The organism is Aquirufa originis (assembly GCF_042714495.1).
Classification (GTDB): Bacteria; Bacteroidota; Bacteroidia; order Cytophagales; family Spirosomataceae; genus Aquirufa; species Aquirufa originis.
The window spans coordinates 613578-631680 of the sequence record NZ_JBBKXY010000003.1; the positions used below are offsets into that span (position 1 = coordinate 613578).

General features: G+C 42.5%; 21 protein-coding genes. 6 read left to right on the top strand and 15 right to left on the bottom strand.

Annotation, left to right across the window (positions count from 1 at the left end; genetic code table 11):
• The first annotated feature begins 1 nt into the window (after window position 1).
• On the top strand, window positions 2-796 hold the full coding sequence (gene folP / locus SKC35_RS11150) for a dihydropteroate synthase (RefSeq protein WP_377979437.1): 795 nt from the start codon (window positions 2-4) through the stop codon (window positions 794-796).
• Entirely contained in the window at window positions 774-1589 is an 816-nt protein-coding gene (locus tag SKC35_RS11155) for an aminotransferase class IV (RefSeq protein ID WP_377979438.1), read from the top strand. The genes folP and SKC35_RS11155 overlap by 23 nt, the downstream gene beginning before the upstream one ends.
• Window positions 1590-1654: 65 nt before the next feature.
• On the opposite strand, the gene mog is transcribed toward SKC35_RS11155, so the two are convergent.
• From mog to aroQ, 8 genes are read right to left on the bottom strand one after another with little or no spacing between them, the layout of a single operon-like run.
• Window positions 1655-2170, bottom strand: coding sequence for a molybdopterin adenylyltransferase (mog, locus tag SKC35_RS11160; protein WP_223131461.1), 516 nt, complete (start codon window positions 2168-2170; stop codon window positions 1655-1657).
• The gene (locus tag SKC35_RS11165; RefSeq protein WP_377979439.1) at window positions 2148-2939 is read right to left on the bottom strand and encodes a tRNA threonylcarbamoyladenosine dehydratase; all 792 of its coding nucleotides are present in this window, start codon (window positions 2937-2939) and stop codon (window positions 2148-2150) included. The genes mog and SKC35_RS11165 overlap by 23 nt, the downstream gene beginning before the upstream one ends.
• A gap of 2 nt (window positions 2940-2941) precedes the next feature.
• Window positions 2942-3895: a glycosyltransferase family 2 protein gene (locus SKC35_RS11170; RefSeq protein WP_377979440.1), complete on the bottom strand. Its 954-nt coding sequence runs from the start codon at window positions 3893-3895 to the stop codon at window positions 2942-2944.
• Between the two features lie 18 nt (window positions 3896-3913).
• Window positions 3914-4636: a tRNA1(Val) (adenine(37)-N6)-methyltransferase gene (locus SKC35_RS11175; protein ID WP_377979441.1), complete on the bottom strand. Its 723-nt coding sequence runs from the start codon at window positions 4634-4636 to the stop codon at window positions 3914-3916.
• Window positions 4623-5246 (bottom strand): ribonuclease H1 domain-containing protein, encoded by a 624-nt coding sequence (locus SKC35_RS11180; RefSeq protein WP_130895269.1) that lies wholly within the window; start codon window positions 5244-5246, stop codon window positions 4623-4625. The genes SKC35_RS11175 and SKC35_RS11180 overlap by 14 nt, the downstream gene beginning before the upstream one ends.
• Complete coding sequence (locus SKC35_RS11185) at window positions 5247-5816, bottom strand: MarC family protein (RefSeq protein WP_223131466.1); 570 nt, start codon at window positions 5814-5816, stop codon at window positions 5247-5249. It abuts the gene before it with no gap.
• Complete coding sequence (locus SKC35_RS11190) at window positions 5806-6852, bottom strand: aminotransferase class V-fold PLP-dependent enzyme (RefSeq protein ID WP_377979442.1); 1047 nt, start codon at window positions 6850-6852, stop codon at window positions 5806-5808. The genes SKC35_RS11185 and SKC35_RS11190 overlap by 11 nt, the downstream gene beginning before the upstream one ends.
• Before the next feature lie 3 nt (window positions 6853-6855).
• A complete protein-coding gene (gene aroQ / locus SKC35_RS11195; RefSeq protein WP_223131468.1) occupies window positions 6856-7281 on the bottom strand; it encodes a type II 3-dehydroquinate dehydratase in 426 nt (141 codons plus the stop codon).
• 73 nt (window positions 7282-7354) lie between these two features.
• Here aroQ and xerD point away from each other — a divergent pair, with 73 nt between their 5' ends.
• Entirely contained in the window at window positions 7355-8263 is a 909-nt protein-coding gene (gene xerD, locus SKC35_RS11200) for a site-specific tyrosine recombinase XerD (protein ID WP_377979443.1), read from the top strand.
• A gap of 58 nt (window positions 8264-8321) precedes the next feature.
• Here the strand turns inward: xerD and SKC35_RS11205 are convergent, their stop codons facing one another.
• From SKC35_RS11205 to SKC35_RS11220, 4 genes are read right to left on the bottom strand one after another with little or no spacing between them, the layout of a single operon-like run.
• Window positions 8322-8741 (bottom strand): hypothetical protein, encoded by a 420-nt coding sequence (locus SKC35_RS11205; protein ID WP_130923050.1) that lies wholly within the window; start codon window positions 8739-8741, stop codon window positions 8322-8324.
• A 3-nt stretch (window positions 8742-8744) separates the two neighbouring features.
• Window positions 8745-9965, bottom strand: coding sequence for an alanine dehydrogenase (locus SKC35_RS11210; protein ID WP_377979444.1), 1221 nt, complete (start codon window positions 9963-9965; stop codon window positions 8745-8747).
• Entirely contained in the window at window positions 9950-10381 is a 432-nt protein-coding gene (gene tsaE / locus SKC35_RS11215) for a tRNA (adenosine(37)-N6)-threonylcarbamoyltransferase complex ATPase subunit type 1 TsaE (protein WP_377979445.1), read from the bottom strand. Before tsaE ends, SKC35_RS11210 begins: the two co-directional genes overlap by 16 nt.
• On the bottom strand, window positions 10378-11079 hold the full coding sequence (locus SKC35_RS11220; protein WP_377979446.1) for an SDR family oxidoreductase: 702 nt from the start codon (window positions 11077-11079) through the stop codon (window positions 10378-10380). Before SKC35_RS11220 ends, tsaE begins: the two co-directional genes overlap by 4 nt.
• 38 nt (window positions 11080-11117) lie before the next feature.
• Here SKC35_RS11220 and SKC35_RS11225 point away from each other — a divergent pair, with 38 nt between their 5' ends.
• The gene (locus SKC35_RS11225; RefSeq protein ID WP_130895279.1) at window positions 11118-11849 is read left to right on the top strand and encodes an MlaE family ABC transporter permease; all 732 of its coding nucleotides are present in this window, start codon (window positions 11118-11120) and stop codon (window positions 11847-11849) included.
• Here the strand turns inward: SKC35_RS11225 and SKC35_RS11230 are convergent.
• Genes SKC35_RS11230 through SKC35_RS11240 form a run of 3 tightly spaced genes read right to left on the bottom strand, consistent with a single transcriptional unit; the run spans window position 11846 to window position 14442 of the window.
• The gene (locus tag SKC35_RS11230; RefSeq protein ID WP_377979447.1) at window positions 11846-12700 is read right to left on the bottom strand and encodes a transglutaminase family protein; all 855 of its coding nucleotides are present in this window, start codon (window positions 12698-12700) and stop codon (window positions 11846-11848) included. The genes SKC35_RS11225 and SKC35_RS11230 overlap by 4 nt on opposite strands.
• Complete coding sequence (locus tag SKC35_RS11235; RefSeq protein WP_377979448.1) at window positions 12697-13422, bottom strand: proteasome-type protease; 726 nt, start codon at window positions 13420-13422, stop codon at window positions 12697-12699. Before SKC35_RS11235 ends, SKC35_RS11230 begins: the two co-directional genes overlap by 4 nt.
• 57 nt (window positions 13423-13479) lie before the next feature.
• Window positions 13480-14442, bottom strand: a complete 963-nt coding sequence (locus SKC35_RS11240; RefSeq protein WP_377979449.1) for an alpha-E domain-containing protein — start codon at window positions 14440-14442, stop codon at window positions 13480-13482.
• Window positions 14443-14558: 116 nt separating this feature from the next.
• On the opposite strand from SKC35_RS11240, the gene SKC35_RS11245 reads away from it, so the two are divergent.
• The gene (locus SKC35_RS11245; protein ID WP_377979450.1) at window positions 14559-15587 is read left to right on the top strand and encodes a quinone-dependent dihydroorotate dehydrogenase; all 1029 of its coding nucleotides are present in this window, start codon (window positions 14559-14561) and stop codon (window positions 15585-15587) included.
• A gap of 61 nt (window positions 15588-15648) precedes the next feature.
• The gene (locus tag SKC35_RS11250) at window positions 15649-18102 is read left to right on the top strand and encodes an FtsK/SpoIIIE family DNA translocase (protein WP_377979451.1); all 2454 of its coding nucleotides are present in this window, start codon (window positions 15649-15651) and stop codon (window positions 18100-18102) included.
• Window position 18103 lies beyond the last annotated feature (1 nt).

Genomic DNA, 18103 nt, shown 5'->3' on the forward strand with positions numbered 1-18103 from the left:
CATGGGAATTTTAAACATTACCCCTGATTCCTTTTACGAGGGTAGTCGCGTAACTTCGGTCGATTTAGCCTTGAAACAGGCTTCTGAGATGATCGCTGCCGGTGCCTTGATTTTGGATATTGGAGGGCATTCGACTCGCCCTGGAGCAGCACCGGTGAGTCCAGAGGAAGAAATAGATCGGGTTTGTTCCATAATTTCTGCGATTGCGTCGGCCTTTCCTACTGTTATTATTTCTATCGACACCTACCGAGTGGCGGTAGCAAAAGCGGCTTTAGCGGCTGGTGCGCATCTGTTTAATGACATTGGTGCTGGTCAAATGGACGAAGGGGTGTATGATTACATCGTTGAAAATCAAGTTCCCTATATTCTCAGTCATAGCGTAGGGCGTTTCGAGCAAGTGCACGAAGTGCCAGACTATCAGAATGTGGTGGCAGAAGTATTACACGATTTATTGCCAAAAGTCCAGGAGCTACGTTCGCGTGGTTTCAAGGATTTGATTGTGGATCCCGGTTTTGGATTCTCTAAATCGTTGGATCATAATTATCAATTATTAGCGCATTTACGCTCTTTTAAATTACTAGGTGCCCCCATCTTAGCAGGCTTGTCACGCAAGACAATGATTTGGAAAGAATTAGGTATTTCTGCGGATGAGGCATTGAATGGAACCACTGTTTTACACACCATTGCTTTATTGCAAGGAGCCTCTATCTTGCGCGTCCACGACGTAAAAGAGGCCAAAGAAACCATACATTTAGTCCAAAAACTACAACAAAATGGCATATCCCATTTATTATAAAGGCCAATGGCAAGATCCTGAAAAAGTGACTGTGTCCGTTAAGGATGTCGGTTTCTTGCGTGGCTTTGGCATCTTCGATTTCTTCCGTATTATGGATGGGAAGCCCATCTTTATGTCGGATCACTTAGATCGTTTTTTGAGCTCAGCTTCGAAAATGGGTTTGTCGCATAGCTATTCTAAAGAGTCGCTGGCTGCGTTAATTAATGAGATTGCGTCGCTTTCCGTCGATCCTTGCCTAGGAGTTAAGTTGGTTTTAACGGCTGGATTTAGTTTAAATGGATTCGATCCGGTAGGGGAGTCCGAATTGTATATTTTTCCAGGTGTTTTTTCTTTCGCAGAGCCTACCGCTGGAATGCGTTTAATGAGTCGCGAATACAAGCGCGAAATGGCGGATATTAAATCGTTGAATTATGCTTTCGCTTTACGCGAAATGCCATCGGTTCGTGCGGCTGGAGGCGATGATTTAATCTATTATACTCCTGAATTTGGCGTTTCTGAATCCTCGCGTTCTAATTTATTTTATGTCAAAGCGGGCGTGATTCATACACCTGCAGAACATATTTTGGAAGGTATTACCCGTAAAAAGGTGATGGCTTTGGCGTCTTCTGAGTTCGAAGTTCGCGTGGGTGAATGTACTTTAGCAGATTTTATGAACGCTGATGAAGTCTTCACCACCGGAAGTACGAAGCGTGTCTTGCCTATTTTCTCCATAGATGGGAAACAGATAGGAGATGGGAAGAGGGGGAAAGTGACGGAGAGGCTGTATGGGATGTTGCTAGCTAATGAAGAATAAGAGTAGAGATTATAGAGTAGAGAGCATAGATTTTTATCTCTTATCTCTACTCTATAATCTATACTCTATTTTGGCCTAAAAGCCTTCATATTCTCCTCCCTACACACTAAAAATGGTCCACCAATTAGATCGATGCAATAAGGAATGGCTGGGAAAACAGCCTCTAGGCATTGTCTGATGGCTTTCGGTTTTCCTGGTAAATTTAGAATTAACGTTTGATTGCGAATGCCCGCTGTTTGACGGCTTAGAATGGCGGTGGGAACATATTGCAAACTCACGGAGCGCATTAGTTCGCCGAAACCTGGCATCATCTTTTGACAAACGGCCTCTGTCGCTTCTGGGGTGACATCGCGCAAGGCGGGTCCAGTTCCGCCGGTTGTCACAAGAAGACAAACTTCCTCTGACATTTCGATCATCTTCGCTTCGAGTTGATCTTGTTCGTCGGGAACGACCGCGTAGACTACCTCGAAATCAGATTCCAAGTATTCTTTTAATAATTCGACTACGGCCTTACCAGGAATATCTTCGTAGATACCCGCACTTGCCCGGTCGGACACATTAATTACGCCTATTTTGATCATTCTTTTTGGGTAATTTAAGTTTCTTCTCCATTGGGATCGGCTCGTCTAATAGATCTCGAATAACGATGGATGCGACAACGCCTCCAAAGGCAGCCGGTAAATAAGAAATCGTTCCGTAGGCTGACTTTTTGAAGTTGCTTCCGTCCGTTAGGATAAGTGATTCGTCTTTGACTTTTTCTAAAGAGAAAACGGTTTTAATCCCTTTGCCTACTCCCATCTTGCGAATGCGCTTACGAACTAAAGAGGCTAAATAACACTCACGAGTATCAAATAAATCAGCTGTTCTGATTTTGGTAGGATCCATTTTACCTCCGGCGCCCATTGAGCTAGCAATCTTAAACCCTAGATCGTAAGCCGTTTTTAGTAAAGTGACTTTAGGCGTTACAGAGTCGATGCAGTCCATGACGTAATCGAATTTATTTGTCTCAAGCAAGTTCTTCGCCTCTTCAGGACTCAGAAATTGTTCGATCGCTGTTAATTCGAGTGCGGGGTTGATGGCTTGTAAGCGTTCGGCCATAATTTGGGCTTTGGAAACCCCATGGTTCGTCGCTAAAGCGGGTAATTGTCTGTTGCGATTCGTTGGATCCACGACGTCTCCATCGACAATCGTCATTCGACCTACGCCTGAACGCGCGATGAATTCTGCGGCAAAGGAGCCTACGCCCCCTAATCCGACTACTAAAACGTGTGAATTTTGTAATTTATCGATCCCTTCCGGTCCGATCAAGAGTTCAGAGCGGCTTAGCCAGCTTAGATCATTGTTTGGCATAATTAGGATATTTCTTCCTTGATTTGATAATTCGTCGTCTTATCCGAGTTCGTAATCAATAACTCACCGATAAATCCGGCTAAAAAAAGCTGTACGCCCAGTATAATGGCCACTAGCGCTAAAAAGAACAGCGGATTGTCTGTAACATTGCGGTACTTCAAATTATAAGCAATGTTATAAATTTTAACACCCATTAAATAGATAGTCAAACCAGAACCCGTTAAAAAGGACAAGATTCCTAGGCTTCCAAATAAGTGCATCGGACGTTTGCCAAAAATCTGCACAAATGAAATCGATAACAGATCCAAGAAACCATATAGGAAGCGCTCTAAACCAAATTTAGTCACTCCATACTTGCGCGCCTGGTGTTGAACTACTTTCTCGCCAATCTTCGTAAATCCGTTCCATTTCGCTTGAACCGGAATGTAGCGGTGCATTTCACCGTACAAACGTAACGTTTTCACTACTTCAATTTTATAGGCTTTCAAGCCGCAATTGAAATCATGTAAATGAACGCCTGACAATTTGCGGGTTGCTGCATTGTATAATTTGGTTGGAATCGTCTTCGAAATAGGATCAAAGCGCTTCTGTTTCCAGCCTGAAATTAGATCGTAGTTTTCTTCCGTAATTAAGCGATATAATTCTGGGATTTCATCTGGGGAATCCTGTAAATCGGCGTCCATCGTGATCACCACTTGGCCAGAAGCCTTGCTGAATCCTTCGTGAAGAGCTGCCGATTTGCCATAATTACGCGCGAAAGAGATGGCTATAATCGTGCTGTACTGCGTTGATAATTGCTTTAAAACCTCCCAGGAATGGTCGTTGCTGCCATCGTTTACGAAGATCATTTCGTAAGAAAATGCATTTTCTTTCATCACTCGATCGATCCAAGAACATAGTTCTGGAAGCGATTCGGCTTCGTTATAAAGAGGTACTACGATGGATAGCTGTAACATACGAGCAAAAATACAAAATTATTGCGAAGGAAAGATGATATAATAGGGTCTTAATAATTCGATGAATTCCGGGCTATAGTCGCCTAGGTCGTTTTTGATATTTATTCTCTTGTGCTGAATGGGACTTTTTTTCCTAGATCCGCAGGCCATTATGCGTAATACGGGACTAGACGGGTTTGAATGGATGGTTACTTTTTCATGGATGAACAACCCATTTGCCTGTATTGATTGTTCGAATAGGGCCAAAACATCAGCCGGATACAGCACCGCAAATTCTCCTTCATCTGAAAGCAAACGATCTATTGAATCGGCTAAATCCCCCGGGCTCAAATGATCCGCATGAATCGCCATGTGTTTTGCTTCATCGGAAGCTGCGAGGTGATTCGTGAAAAAGGGTGGATTAGAGCAGATGAAGTCGAATTTTTCTTCTGATTTAAATGTTAAAATGTTCGCTTCGATGGCTTGCAGGCGTTCTTTAAAAGGACTGCTATTGAAATTTTCGGAGGCAACCTTTGCCACCTCAGGATGAATTTCGAGCGCTATTACAGTAGAGGAGGGTTGAGCTTGAGTTATCATTGAAGCTAGTAGGCCACAACCGGTTCCAATATCCAAGCATTTACCGCGTGCCTTCAGAGAAGACCAAGAGCCAAAAAGGCAAGCCTCCGTACTAATCTTCAATCCCGGATTGCCGTGATTTAGTGAAAATTGTTTGAACTCAAAAGTGGATCTATTTTCGGCCATAATCCGCCGGATTTTCACCCCAGTCCTCGGTTTCCCATTTCAGAACTTTAGTCGTGTAATGGTTACTTTTTAACCACGCGATGGCATTATCGACCATCTGGAATAATTCTTCCGTTCGTGCATTGCGCTCAAGATTCGTTTTGATCGCTCTGTTTCTTACCCAAGCAATAGCCGTTCTCGAATCTGAATACAAAGGATAGGGACAATCTAATTTCTTTAAATAGGCCAGACCGTGAACAATGGCCAAAAACTCACCTAAGTTAACGGTGCCTTCAGGAAAGGGACCGCGCGCAAATAACACTTCTTTCGTTTCTGTATTTACGCCTTGGTATTCCAATTTACCTGGATTGCCTGCGCAGGCAGCATCCACCGAAATACTTGGAACGACAATTTTAGCCGCGTTTAAACGAGGCGTTTTCGTCTTAGAAGCAGGAGATACGCTGGCCCAATAATTCTTTTTAGCCGCGCTCTCAGCTTCGGCTTTCGATTCAAAAGACTTGTATTGCGCACCCGCATAGCCTTTGATGTTCTTTTCAGTCTCTGCCCAGGAATCAAAGATCCCTTTCTGGTGACCCGCCCAAATCACATAGTATTTTTGTTTTTTGGCCATCTACATCAAACGTGATTTAAAGATTTTAATCGCGATCGCAATCAAAATTACCCCGAAAATCTTGCGTAAAATCTGCGTCCCTGCGTTTCCTAATTTCTTCTCAATCCAGACACTAGAACGCAAGACAATGTAAATGAATACAAGGTTTATGAAGATACTGATAATGATGTTTTCCTCTTCGAACTGTGACTTCAAGGAAATTAAAGTCGTCATTGTTCCCGCTCCAGCGATGATAGGGAAGGCCAAAGGAACAATGGAATGCGTATTAGTTTCTATTTCTTCACTTTTGAAAATGTTGCGCCCTAGGGTCATTTCCATACCAATCAAGAAGATAATCAAGGCCCCCGCCATCGCAAAGGAATTGGTATCTACGCCCAATAAGTGCAGAATGAATTTACCCGCATAAAAGAATCCCACCATTATAATCCCAGACGCTAATGTCGCTTGGCCCGGGTGAATATCACCGTTCTTCTTACGCAATTCGATAATGATAGGGATGGACCCCAAAATATCGATGACGGAAAATAGGATCAAGGAGGCCGAGAGGATCTCTTTTGAGTTAAAGTTCATTTTTTATGGTTTGGATGAGTGTTTCAATATCTTCAAAGGTATGACTAGGGAAGTTTGCGATCCGGAAACTGGTTTCCTTCCATTTGCCATAACCTTTTCCTAGTTCCATGCCTTTTTCAAGACATATTTTATGCAATTGTTTAATCTTTTCAGGATTTCCAGTTAAGGCCAAAACCGTAGGCAAACGCAACTCAGGGTTTTCAATTAAATAGCTGAAATCAGGTTGATTATCCCAAAAATCCGTCCACACTTTCATTTTAGCCAAAGTCGCAAGATGTACTTCTGATAACGAAGGAAGTTGCTGAGTCAATCGGTAAACCAGGTAAATGCCTAACACATTAGGTGTCATTTGCGTTTGAAACATCCGTCTGTTTTCTTCTAAAAACAAGACATCGTTATAATGAGTCGCCCGATTAAGTTCTTTTGCCCTAGCTAATGCCTTGGGTGAACAAATAAGTAGACCCATTCCCGCTGGAATTCCGATACATTTCTGTACCGATGCTAACCAAACATCAGCCTCATTCCATGGTAATTCAATGCCGCCCATCGAAGAGGTTGCGTCTACGGCAATTAAGGTGTCTTCTTTTAACTGAAAATCAGCTCTGCGGATATGCTGGCCGGTTCCATTTGACGTTTCACTTTGAACTAAACAAAGCGTGTCTCCTTGAATAGGGCCTATCTGAAGGCTAATTTCGGCGAGGCTTTGGTCTAGGGAAAATTCAATAGATTCCGCTACCGAAGAAGCATAATGGGCCCATTTTTTGCCAAAAGCTCCATTATATAAGTGGGTAGACTTTTCTCTTACGAGCGACTGAATGACGATTTCCCAGGCTTCTGTGGCGGATGAAACGAAATAGATCGTATAATTTGAAGGGATATTCCATTTCTGATGAAGCACTTCAAATGTAGCTTCGAGTAGCTTTTCGAAACGCTCACTTCTATGATTGATGCTGACAATACCCTGCTCAAAAGCCTCTTGGATGTATTCAAGGGCCTCTGGATGAACCTTAGAGGGGCCAGGGTAGAAAGATAACATCTTTTAAATGAAGGAATAAAGGCCTAATTCGTAACCTCGAAGGCCAAAACCTACGATGATTCCTTTTGCCTTAGGGCTCAAATAGCTGTGGTGACGGAAATCTTCCCGTGCATGTACATTTGAAATGTGAATCTCAATAACAGGTGTTTTGATGGCTGCTACCGCATCGCCTAAGGCCACCGAAGTATGCGTATATCCACCTGCATTGAATAAAATGCCATCGTAGCTAAAGCCTACTTCGTGCAATTTATTAATTAACGCCCCTTCTTCATTGGATTGAAAATAAGAGATGTCTAATTGATCGCCGAATTTATCTTGTAAGATTTCCAAAAACTGTTCGAACGTCTGTGCACCATATATTTCTGGTTCACGTGTGCCTAATAAATTCAAATTAGGACCATTCAGGATCAATATTTTCTTTCTTACCATATTAATAAGGGGACATGCGGTGTAAAAATACGTAATTACTTTAAATTTACGGGATTCATAGCATAAAATGTATATGTGGGAGACAGAAATCCAGTCTTTTGGTGATTACTTAAAAATAGAGCGGGGCTTATCCAAGCACTCCCACGAAGCCTATTTGCGGGATATCCGAAAACTGGAAACCTATCTTGCCGTTTCTCCGATTGCGATCAGCGAGGTTGATGAATCCCATATTTTGGCCTTTTTAAAAGACCTACACTCCTTAGGCATCGAAGCAAGTACCCAATCGCGTACCTTATCGGGTATCCGTGCGTTTTTTCAATATCTCGTTTTCGATGGAACCATAAAAGCGGACCCCACCGTTCACGTGAAAAATCCCCAAATGGGACGCAAATTACCCGACACCCTTTCTTTCGACGAGATCACGGCCATTCTAGAACAGGCAGATCTCTCCAGTCCGGAAGGGGTACGAAACCGCGCGATGCTCGAATTTTTATATGGTGCAGGATTACGTGTTTCGGAACTGATTGGGCTGAAAAGAGAAGATATCTACGAAGATCAAGGCTTCATCAAAGTGCGCGGAAAGGGCGACAAAGAACGCCTAGTCCCAGCAGGACGTGATGCATTCAAGTATTTAAATCTCTATTTAGAATCAGTTAGACCTGCCGTGCCAGTTAAAAAAGACGCCACTCACTTCGTTTTCCTAAATCGCCGTGGTTCCGGCTTAAGTCGTGTGATGGTTTTTTTGATTTGTAAAGACCTTGCCGCGAAAGCAGGCATCACGAAAGTAATCAGCCCTCATACCTTTCGACATTCATTTGCAACCCATTTGATTGAGGGCGGAGCAGACCTACGCGCCGTTCAGGAAATGTTAGGACACGAATCGATCTTAACGACTGAGATTTATACGCACTTAGATCGGGCGTATTTAACTCAGATGGTGCAGGATTTTCATCCTTTTTCCAAATTAGATAAGAGATTTTAGAGTATAGAGTAGAGATAAATAACCGTATCTATACTCTCTACTCTATTATCTATAATCTTTACTCTCTAATCTCCGACCCTTCCTCCGGAAATGGGATAAACACAAAATTCGTAAACTGCCCATCCACCACAAAAAGACAAGCGAATTCTTCGATGTCTTTGAAATTTTGGACGAATAGTTCCATATTCTCTTCTGCGATTAGTTTGCGCTGCACAAATTCTTCCATCATCGAAGCATGGTAATTCCACTTATTTTCGTGCAATTCACCTACGCCGATCAGTTTTTGGCCGATTTCGATGGGACGTTGGGAGGTCACAAAGATGGGGAAATCGGAGAATCCTCGTTTTTTGATTTGGTAAGACGCCTCTTTCAGTGCATCGGCTACTTTGATGAAATCAGAGGAGATGAGGCCTAAATATTTTCCGTTTAAGTCCGGTGAATTAGGCGCGTTTGAAAGGGCTGTGTAATCTTCGATCATGATTTAACTCTTACTTAGTAATAATAATTGGATGTCTTTGACCGGTTTGTGGAACAATTTTCCGGTGCTTGGTTGTGTTACGAATCCGCGGTAGCAGAATACGCCTTTCATGAAGGATTTTCCTTGCCAAAGCATTTCTTCCACACCCCCGGTCTTCCCCGCCTTCAAGATGAAAGACGTCATGAGGTTGCTCATCGCTAAACTAGCGGTGTGAGCCACAAGGGATGGGATGTTAGGAACACAGAAATGAGTGATGCCGTATTTTTCGAAGGTGGGTTTTTGAATCGTACAAGGCTCTGAAGTCTCAAAACAGCCGCCTTGGTCAATACAAACATCCAGAATCAACGTTCCAGGTTTCAGCTTGCTCACCATTTCTTCTGTCACGATGCAAGGAGTAATTCCGCTGTCTGAACGCAAGGCACCTACGATGATTTGGGCTTCCTGCAAAGCTTTGGCTAGGTTTTCTGAATCAATCACCTGCGTGACAATGGGGAAACCAAGCGCCGCTTTTAGACGTTGCAACTTATAAATATCTTTATCGAATACTTGGAACTGAATGCCTGCGCTCGCTGCCGCTCGCGCCACTTGCTCCACTACCTGTCCGGACCCTAAAAGTACTAAATTGCATGGTGGGACGCCTGTTACATGTCCTAACAGCAATCCTTTTTTCTTTTGAATCAAATCAGTGGCAATTGGTAAGATCAATTGGCCAGCGATTTCAGCCATTATTTTAATGAAAGGAAAGCCGCCGCCATTGTCTTCGACGAATTCGAGGCCGATGGCCAAAAGTTTTTTTGCATTCATCGCATCGATTAACTCGGAGGATAAATGCTGGTAAGAGGCACTCGAAATAAAGGCTTGACCTTCTTTCATGCGCGCGATTTCCGAGATGGTAGGAGGGGTGATCTTTAAAGTCAACGTACTTTGCCAAATCATCGCCACATCCTCACTCACACTCGCTCCGGCTAGTAAATAGTCAGAATCACTGAAACCGGCACGTTCACCCGCGCCTTTTTCGATCACAATTTCGTGGCCATTATTGGTTAATAAAGCAACGGCTTGTGGGCTTAAAGAAATGCGGTTTTCGTTCGGATCGGATTCCTTAGGTAGACTGATGCGGATGCTTTGGGCATTCTGCTTGGTCCACGCCATCGCTTCTAAAGGCGCGATGCCTTGCTTAGAAAGTAAATCTTGAAAAGGATTGTGCTCTAATATCTTCGCCATACAACTTCTAATTTACGGTGCGCGTCATCGACGTGGGAGACGTTTAGTTCCAAATGTTCAAAGGTCCAAAACTCCTCCGCCTGCTCCGGCCACTCCACTAAACACAAGTGTCCAGAGTCTAAATATTCTTCTAATCCAATATCAAAAGCCTCTTGAGCGTTCTTCAATCGGTATAAATCAAAATGATACACGGGATTTCCTTTGCCATCCACATATTCATTTACTAATGAAAAGGTGGGGCTTTGGACAGATTGTGCCACCCCTAATTGCTGGCAAATTTCCTTAATTAAAGTCGTTTTTCCTGCCCCCATTTCTCCTCGAAACAACCACACATTGGGGTAGTCTTTTGTCTCGCGAAGGAGGCTAGCGGCTATTTCAGGCAGTTCCGTGATGCTGTATTTATCCCAGGGTCTCATAGTTCGATGTCCCCTAATTGTGGTCTGATGAGTATTTCTTCTAAAACAGTCGATGGATTCATCGTATATGCCGAATAAATCGTCGATGCCACATCGTCTGCGGGTATAAAGCGCGACTCTGGCAATTCTACTCCATCCCAAGCTGGCGTTAAAGTAGCCCCAGGTAAAATGGCCGTTACTTTGATGCCTTGCAGTTTCGTTTCTTCGCGTAATACTTTAGTGAAACCTAACAAGGCAAACTTACTGATACAATAAGATCCACCGGCAGTGTAAGCCGTGATAGAAGCCGTAGAGCAGATGGTGAAAATGTGGCCTGATTTTTGGGCCTGTAAAGTAGGTAAAAAGGCACGTGTCAAATGATACGCACTGTATAAATTAGCCTCGATTTGACGCTCTAAAACGCCATCTTCTTCGTTCTGGATTTGACCCGGCATAAAAAATCCGGCGTTATTGATTAGTACATCAATGGTTTTGGTTTGGCCCAAAACCCATCCAGCAAAGTCCTGGCATTGCTTTTTGTCGCTTAAATCCGCGACAAACGTATGTAATAAAGGCGAATTGAATTCGGCCGAAAGCGCTTTCAATTTCTCGCCTGTTCGCGAACACGTAAAGACGGTAAATCCTTCCGAAAGGAATTTTTTTACCAACGCTTTGCCAATTCCCTGGCTACCCCCACTAATTATTGCCGTTTTGTTCATTATCTTTGATAAATATCGATGTGTAATATACCAATCAGATGTCAAAATTAGGTAAATATTTAATCTTCCTGGGTAAGCTTTTTACAAATCCAGAAAAATTTCGGGTTTATCTCGCCTTGACATTTCAAGAATGTGTGGACATCGGTATCAATTCAGTCTTGATTGTGGCGATTGTGTCTACCTTCTTAGGTGCTGTAACTTGTGTTCAAACGGCAGCGAATATGGATAACCCTTTCGTTCCGCAATACATTATCAGCTTAATTGTTCGCGATTCAACCATTTTAGAGATGGGGCCTACCATTACCTGTGTTGTTTTAGCCGGTAAAATCGGTTCCAATATCGCGGGTCAATTAGGAACGATGCGCATCACGGAACAAATTGATGCGCTTGAAGTGATGGGAATTAATTCCCGTTCCTATTTAGTTTTACCTAAAATCATCGCTGCGATGATCACTTTCCCTATGTTGGTGACATTAGCCTGTTTTTTAGCCATCTACGGTGGCTATTTAGCCGGATGGTTAACGGGAGCGATCTCTCCGCAAGAATACATTCACGGTTTGCAATTCCAGTTCAAAGGCAACTATATGATTTTTGCTTTGACGAAATCAGTGGTTTTCTCCTTTTTGATTGTCACCATCTCCGCCTTTAAAGGATTCTATACGAAAGGTGGAGCCTATGAAGTAGGAACGGCGAGTACCGCCGCAGTAACCAATTCGTGTATTGCGATTTTGATTGCGGATTATCTTTTGGCCCAATTGTTAGTGGGCTAAATTCTTTCGATAAATACGTTGGTAGTTAATAAGGAACTCGCAGAACCTCTGTAAGATCCGTAAACAGGTGTGATTTCTTCTGGTAAACAAGACGCAGCTAGTGGAATGTGATTTCCAGAAACGACCTCATGTTGCGTAGGATCATAGCCTCTCCAGCCACCACCAGGCAAATAAACCTCCACCCATGCATGTAAATGATGTGTTTGATTCGGTACATCTACAGGCGCAACTCCTATGTAATATCCGGAGACAAATCGCGTTGCTAAACCCATGGCACGGCACAAAGCAGAAAACAAGACGGCATAATCACGACAAGATCCCTTGCGATTAATCATCGTGAATTCCGGCGTATTCGGGTTTCCCTCTTCGCGAATTTCATAGGCAAAATTGGTAAATATGAACTCGTTTAACGCAGAAAGATAGGCTGATGTGCTGTACCGAACTCCGGATGCAATTTGGCGCGCCATTTGTTCTACGTTCGGCGTAACACCCTCCAATCCTAAATAGGGGCTTAAGGTCTTTTGGTATGAATTTGAATAGGTAATAGGTAATGTTTTACTTTCAAAAGGGAAGTAAACGAAATCAAATGGATTAAATTCAGTTGTTTCCACTGTGGCTTTCATTTCTATTTCTAGAAAATTTGTAGGCTCCTTGAAGAAAAGGATATTTTGAATATTACCCTCTGGATCTAAGTTTTTAGAGACTTGAACGGGACTAGGTTGAATGTCTAATTGAAAATCTTGAACCGTTAAAAGCGCACTTTTTCGTGGGTGTAAATAGAGGACATGAGGATCCAAAGTGACCGACTCACTGTAATCATACCGTAGTTTATGCTGGATGCGAGCGATCATTTCGAAGGTGAAATTAACTCTTTCATCCATCCCTCATCAATTCCTGCTAGCGATTTTCGCAAGGCTTCATTCCAATCATCAGAAATTGCTTGCATGTCTTTCTTGTATAAACGGACTTCTTTCGCCTTGAAACTTCCTTTTTCGTAAACGACCACATCGATTGGATAATCGACATCGTTCGCACTGACTTGGGTGGCGTCAAAAGATAAGAAACCCATCTTTAAGGCCTCTTTTAGCGAGGTTTCATGGGTTAAATTGCGGTTCAATAAAGGTTTTCCGTAATTAGAATTACCTATAATCTGGTATTTTAATCCGTCATTTATTTCGATCCAATTGCCTTCTGGGAAGATCAAAAACAACTTGTGTTCATTGTCTTTAGGCATTTGCCCACCTACAATTGCATGTAAATTGAAAGCGTAGCCTTCTTTTTCGAGAGTCTCCCGATCTTCAGCCGCTACTTGTTTTAGTTTTTGGCCAAAAGATGTAGCCGCCTGAAACATGTAATCGTAGCTTTCTTCTTCATCCTCAATTGCTTGATTAAAATAGGTTACCGCTTTATCACGTACAGAACGCAAACCTGCTGTCATAATGAAGAGCGAATGGTCTTTTATCTCGTGAATAGATATTTTCTTATTCGAATATACTTCGTTACCCGCGGTAATTCGCGTGTCAGCAATCGCAATTAATCCTTCTTTAACAGTAATTCCTAAACAATATGTCATATGATGATGGTGGCAAATGGGAGCGCAATATTACACTAATTTTAACAAATAGCCGGCTTAATTGACCGGCTTTAAATCAAAATAAGTGTTGTGTATCGTTTGTCCAATGTCGTTGTTTGAGGTTTGGAAATCATCCAAAAACTGATGCAATCCTGTAGTAAGTATATCTTCGATCTCCGTGAATTGTACTTCTGAAAGAATCTTAGAGAGTTTTTTCTCCGCTAAATTCGAATAGCCATGATCAAATGACGTACCTGAAATGGCATAAAGCGATTGTTCGGCTTCGGTTAGGCAATGCACCACAGAGCGCGGGAATCCTTTGTCCAAGATCAAAAACTCTACAATATTCGTGGGATTCACCACTTTGTATTGTTGACGGAACATATTGTAGGCCGAAACGGATTTCAAAACCGAAGACCATAATAACAGATCTAATGGCGAACCCACAGCATCCACATTAGGTAAAAGCGTAAAATACTTTACGTCTAAAAAACGTGTTGTTTTATCTGCCCGTTCTAATAATTTGCCTAGTTGTCCAAAATGCCAGCCTTCTCCACGGGTAATCGTCGAATCGACAATGCCATAAAACAACTGACTTCCGGATTTGATTTCCTCTAAAAAACCTTGGTATCGGGCTAATTCCCAGCTTTTACTTCCTTCTACGCGGTCCTTTACTTTCCAATAGATTTGGTTCACATACTCCCACATCTCCTTCGAAATACTTTCGCGAATAGTACGGGCATTTTCACGTGCGGAATATAAACAAGAAAGAATCGAGTTCGGATTATTGACATCGAAGGTCATAAAATATAAAACGTTCTCACGATTTGCCTCTGGATAATGCTCGAAGAAATTGTAATGATCTGCCGTGGCCACGATTAATGGCTCCCATTGTTCGGGGACATTCGGGGGTAAATCTAGGGCAAGGTTGAAATTCACCGAGATGAAGCGGGCATAATTGTCAGCTCTCTCGATGTACCGGTTCATCCAATAGATGGAATTGGCTACACGACTTAACATAGGCTATAAATTTTTCTAAAATGCTTGATATCTTAAAATTAGGATTTTTTTTCAGAGTGCGGCATGAGCCCGTCCTTTTTTGTATTTTTGTCTATTAATTCGTCCAAAAAATCCACATGTTTTATCAAATTTTCATAAAACCCCTTTTCTTTCTGTTTAATCCAGAACGTGCTCATTACCTAGCCGCAGATTTAATTCGGTTGACTTTGCGAATTCCGGGTATGTCATCTCTCTTTAAAGCCTTGTTTCAGGTGGAGGATAAAAGATTAGAACGCACGGTTTTCGGACTACATTTTCCTAACCCCGTAGGTTTAGCTGCCGGATTTGATAAAAACGCAATGCTGATTGATGAATTCGCTGAATTGGGATTTGGATTTATTGAGGTGGGTACGGTTACGCCTAAACCTCAAGATGGTAATCCCAAGCCTCGTTTATTTCGTTTAATTGAAGATGAAGCGATAATTAACCGAATGGGTTTTAATAATGAAGGCTTGGCCGCGATGAAAACGCGCTTGGAAAAACGTCGTTCGAAGGTAATAGTGGGTGGAAATTTGGGAAAGAACAAAGTAACACCGAATGAATTAGCCGACGACGATTACCGCCAAGGATTCGAAGCTTTATATGATGTAGTGGATTATTTTGTAGTGAACGTTAGTTCGCCGAACACCCCTAATCTGCGAGCACTTCAAGAGAAAGAGCCCCTGAAGCAATTGTTGCAGACCTTACAAGATTTGAATGCCTTGAAACCGGTACAGAAACCGATATTGTTAAAAATTGCTCCAGATTTGAGCAATGATCAATTAGATGACGTGATTGAAATAGTGTTAGAAACCCACTTAGCCGGTGTCATTGCGACAAATACAACCTTATCTCGAGAAGGTTTGCAATCTGCTCATAAAGGGGAAATGGGAGGATTAAGTGGAAAGCCTTTGACCAAAAGATCCACCGAGGTAGTGGCTTATTTATACCAAAAATCAAACGGCCAATTCCCAATCATTGGGGTAGGAGGAATTCATTCTGGCGCCGATGCTATCGAGAAATTGAAAGCAGGAGCCTCCTTAGTTCAAATCTATTCTGGCTTCATCTACGAAGGTCCTGGATTGATTAAAGAAATTAACCAAGAAATACTCGCGGCAGGACTGTAATTTGATTTTGTAAATCGGATCAAAAAAGCGAAATTTATAGATTATAACCTTGGTTCCCATAATGGCAAAAAAGATTAGTAACACCACAAGTACCTTACAACTTAATTTTGAGCAAGATAAGCCCAAAAGAAAAATGGACGGTGCCGTTCTATACCGCATTCAATTAATTATAGCCGCCTTTTTGTTTCTGATTGGTACCCTTTTATTGGTATCGTTTGGTTCGAGTTTTTTCGTAGGTGTTTCTGACCAAAGTGAGGTAGAGCGCGGCGTGGTGGACACCATCAAGGGTTCTGATATTCCCATTAAAAACTTCGCAGGACTTTTAGGTGCTAAAATCGCACACTTCTTTCTATTCAAGACTTTTGGGTGGTCGACCTTGTTATTGATCCCTTTATTCTATTTGTCGGCATTAAAAGTGGGTTTCAAAAAAGAGATTTATTCTTTGGAGCGCCTTTCTTGGCAGGTTTTATTCTACATACTTTGGTTTAGTTTACTAGCCGGATTTTTCGTTTTCTCTCTTGATTTGCCACATTCTATCGGAGGTGGAGTTGGGTATTTTGTGAACGAGAAGCTTTATCAGTTATTAGGTTACTTGTCCATTTTTGTGATTGGTTTTGGTGGATTTATCTTTTTGGTATTATTCTATCAACTGAATCCGAAAAAGGCAGTTGTTGCGGCTCCTTTGGCCGCTGAAGAAGAGGATGAAGAAGAAGAGGAAAGTCTATTTATTGATGAAGATGGTCCTTCCGTTCACGTGGATAATGATGATCTACAAGAATTTAGACCGATTGTTCCGCCAGTAGTGGAAGAGGTTGTTCCAGAAATGGAAGCGCCTGTCGAAGTGCCGGAGGAAGTCATTCCTGAGCCAATAGTTGCGGAGGAAAAGAAAGAAGATGATCTAGACTTTACTTATAAAGTGGCGGATGTGGCTGATGAGGTGATCGAGGAAGAGCCTACACCGGTTTCGAGAGAGATCAAGGCGAATGATCTAGTAGAGCAGTTTGGCCTATATGATCCTACCGCTGATTTGCCTAAATACCAATTCCCTACCATTGATTTATTAAAAGAATACGATCAAAAGAACCAGACATCGCAAGTAACGATGGATGAGTTAAAGGCGAACAAGGAGAAGATTGTCGAGACTTTATTGAATTACGGAATCGGGATTCAGAAGATTGAGGCAACGATCGGACCCACTGTTACTTTGTATGAGATTGTTCCTAAAGCAGGGGTTCGTGTAAGTAAAATCACTTCTCTTGAAGATGATTTGTCCCTTTCATTAGCCGCGATGGGTGTTCGTATCATCGGCCAAATGCCGGGTAAAGACACCATCGGTATCGAGGTAGCTAACAAGAACCGTGAGATGGTTCCAGTTCGTGCGGTTATCGGCTCTGAGAAGTTCCAAAAATCCACCTTCGATCTACCTATCACGTTAGGTAAGACGATTTCGAATGAGATTTTTGTGGCAGATTTGGCCAAAATGCCTCACCTCTTAATGGCCGGAGCAACGGGTCAAGGTAAGTCGGTAGGGTTAAATATGCTCTTGACCTCTTTGATTTACAAGAAGCACCCAGCGACTTTGAAGTTTGTTTTGGTCGATCCGAAGAAAGTAGAATTGTCACTTTTTAATAAGTTAGAGCGCCACTTCTTAGCTTGTCTTCCTGATTCAGCAGAGGCGATTATTACCGACACGAAGAAGGTAGTAAGTACGTTGAACTCACTTTGTAAGGAGATGGACTTACGTTATGATAAGTTGAAAGACGCTGGATGCCGTAACATTAAGGAATACAACCAGAAGTTCATCAACCGTCGCTTGAATCCAAACGAGCACGACTTTATGCCATACATCGTCTTAGTGATTGATGAGTTAGCCGATTTAATGTTAACGGCAGGGAAAGAGGTAGAACATCCGATTGCGCGTCTTGCTCAATTAGCGCGTGCCATCGGTATTCACTTGGTTGTGGCGACACAACGTCCTTCGGTGAACGTCATCACCGGTACGATTAAGGCGAACTTTCCAGCGCGTCTATCGTTTAAGGTAATGTCCAAAATTGACTCCCGCACCATTCTCGACGCCGGTGGCGCTGATCAGTTAGTAGGTATGGGAGATATGTTATTGTCGATGGGCTCAGAAGTGATTCGTTTGCAATGTGCCTTCGTAGACACCCCAGAAGTAGAAGACATCTGTGATTTCATTGGAAACCAACAAGGTTACACATCAGCCTATTTGTTGCCTGAACCTGATTCAGAGGAAATGGGTGGTCAAGATCGCGGGGATTTCGATCCAAGTGACCGTGATTCATTCTTCGATGAAGCAGCTCGCTTAGTCGTGATGCACCAGCAGGGAAGTACATCGCTAATACAACGCAAGTTGAAATTAGGCTATAACCGTGCAGGCCGTTTAATTGATCAGTTAGAAGCTGCAGGAATCGTAGGTTCATTCGGTGGTTCCAAAGCCAGAGAAGTACTCGTGAAATCAGAGACTGAATTAGAAGAGATTTTGAAAAATTTATAAG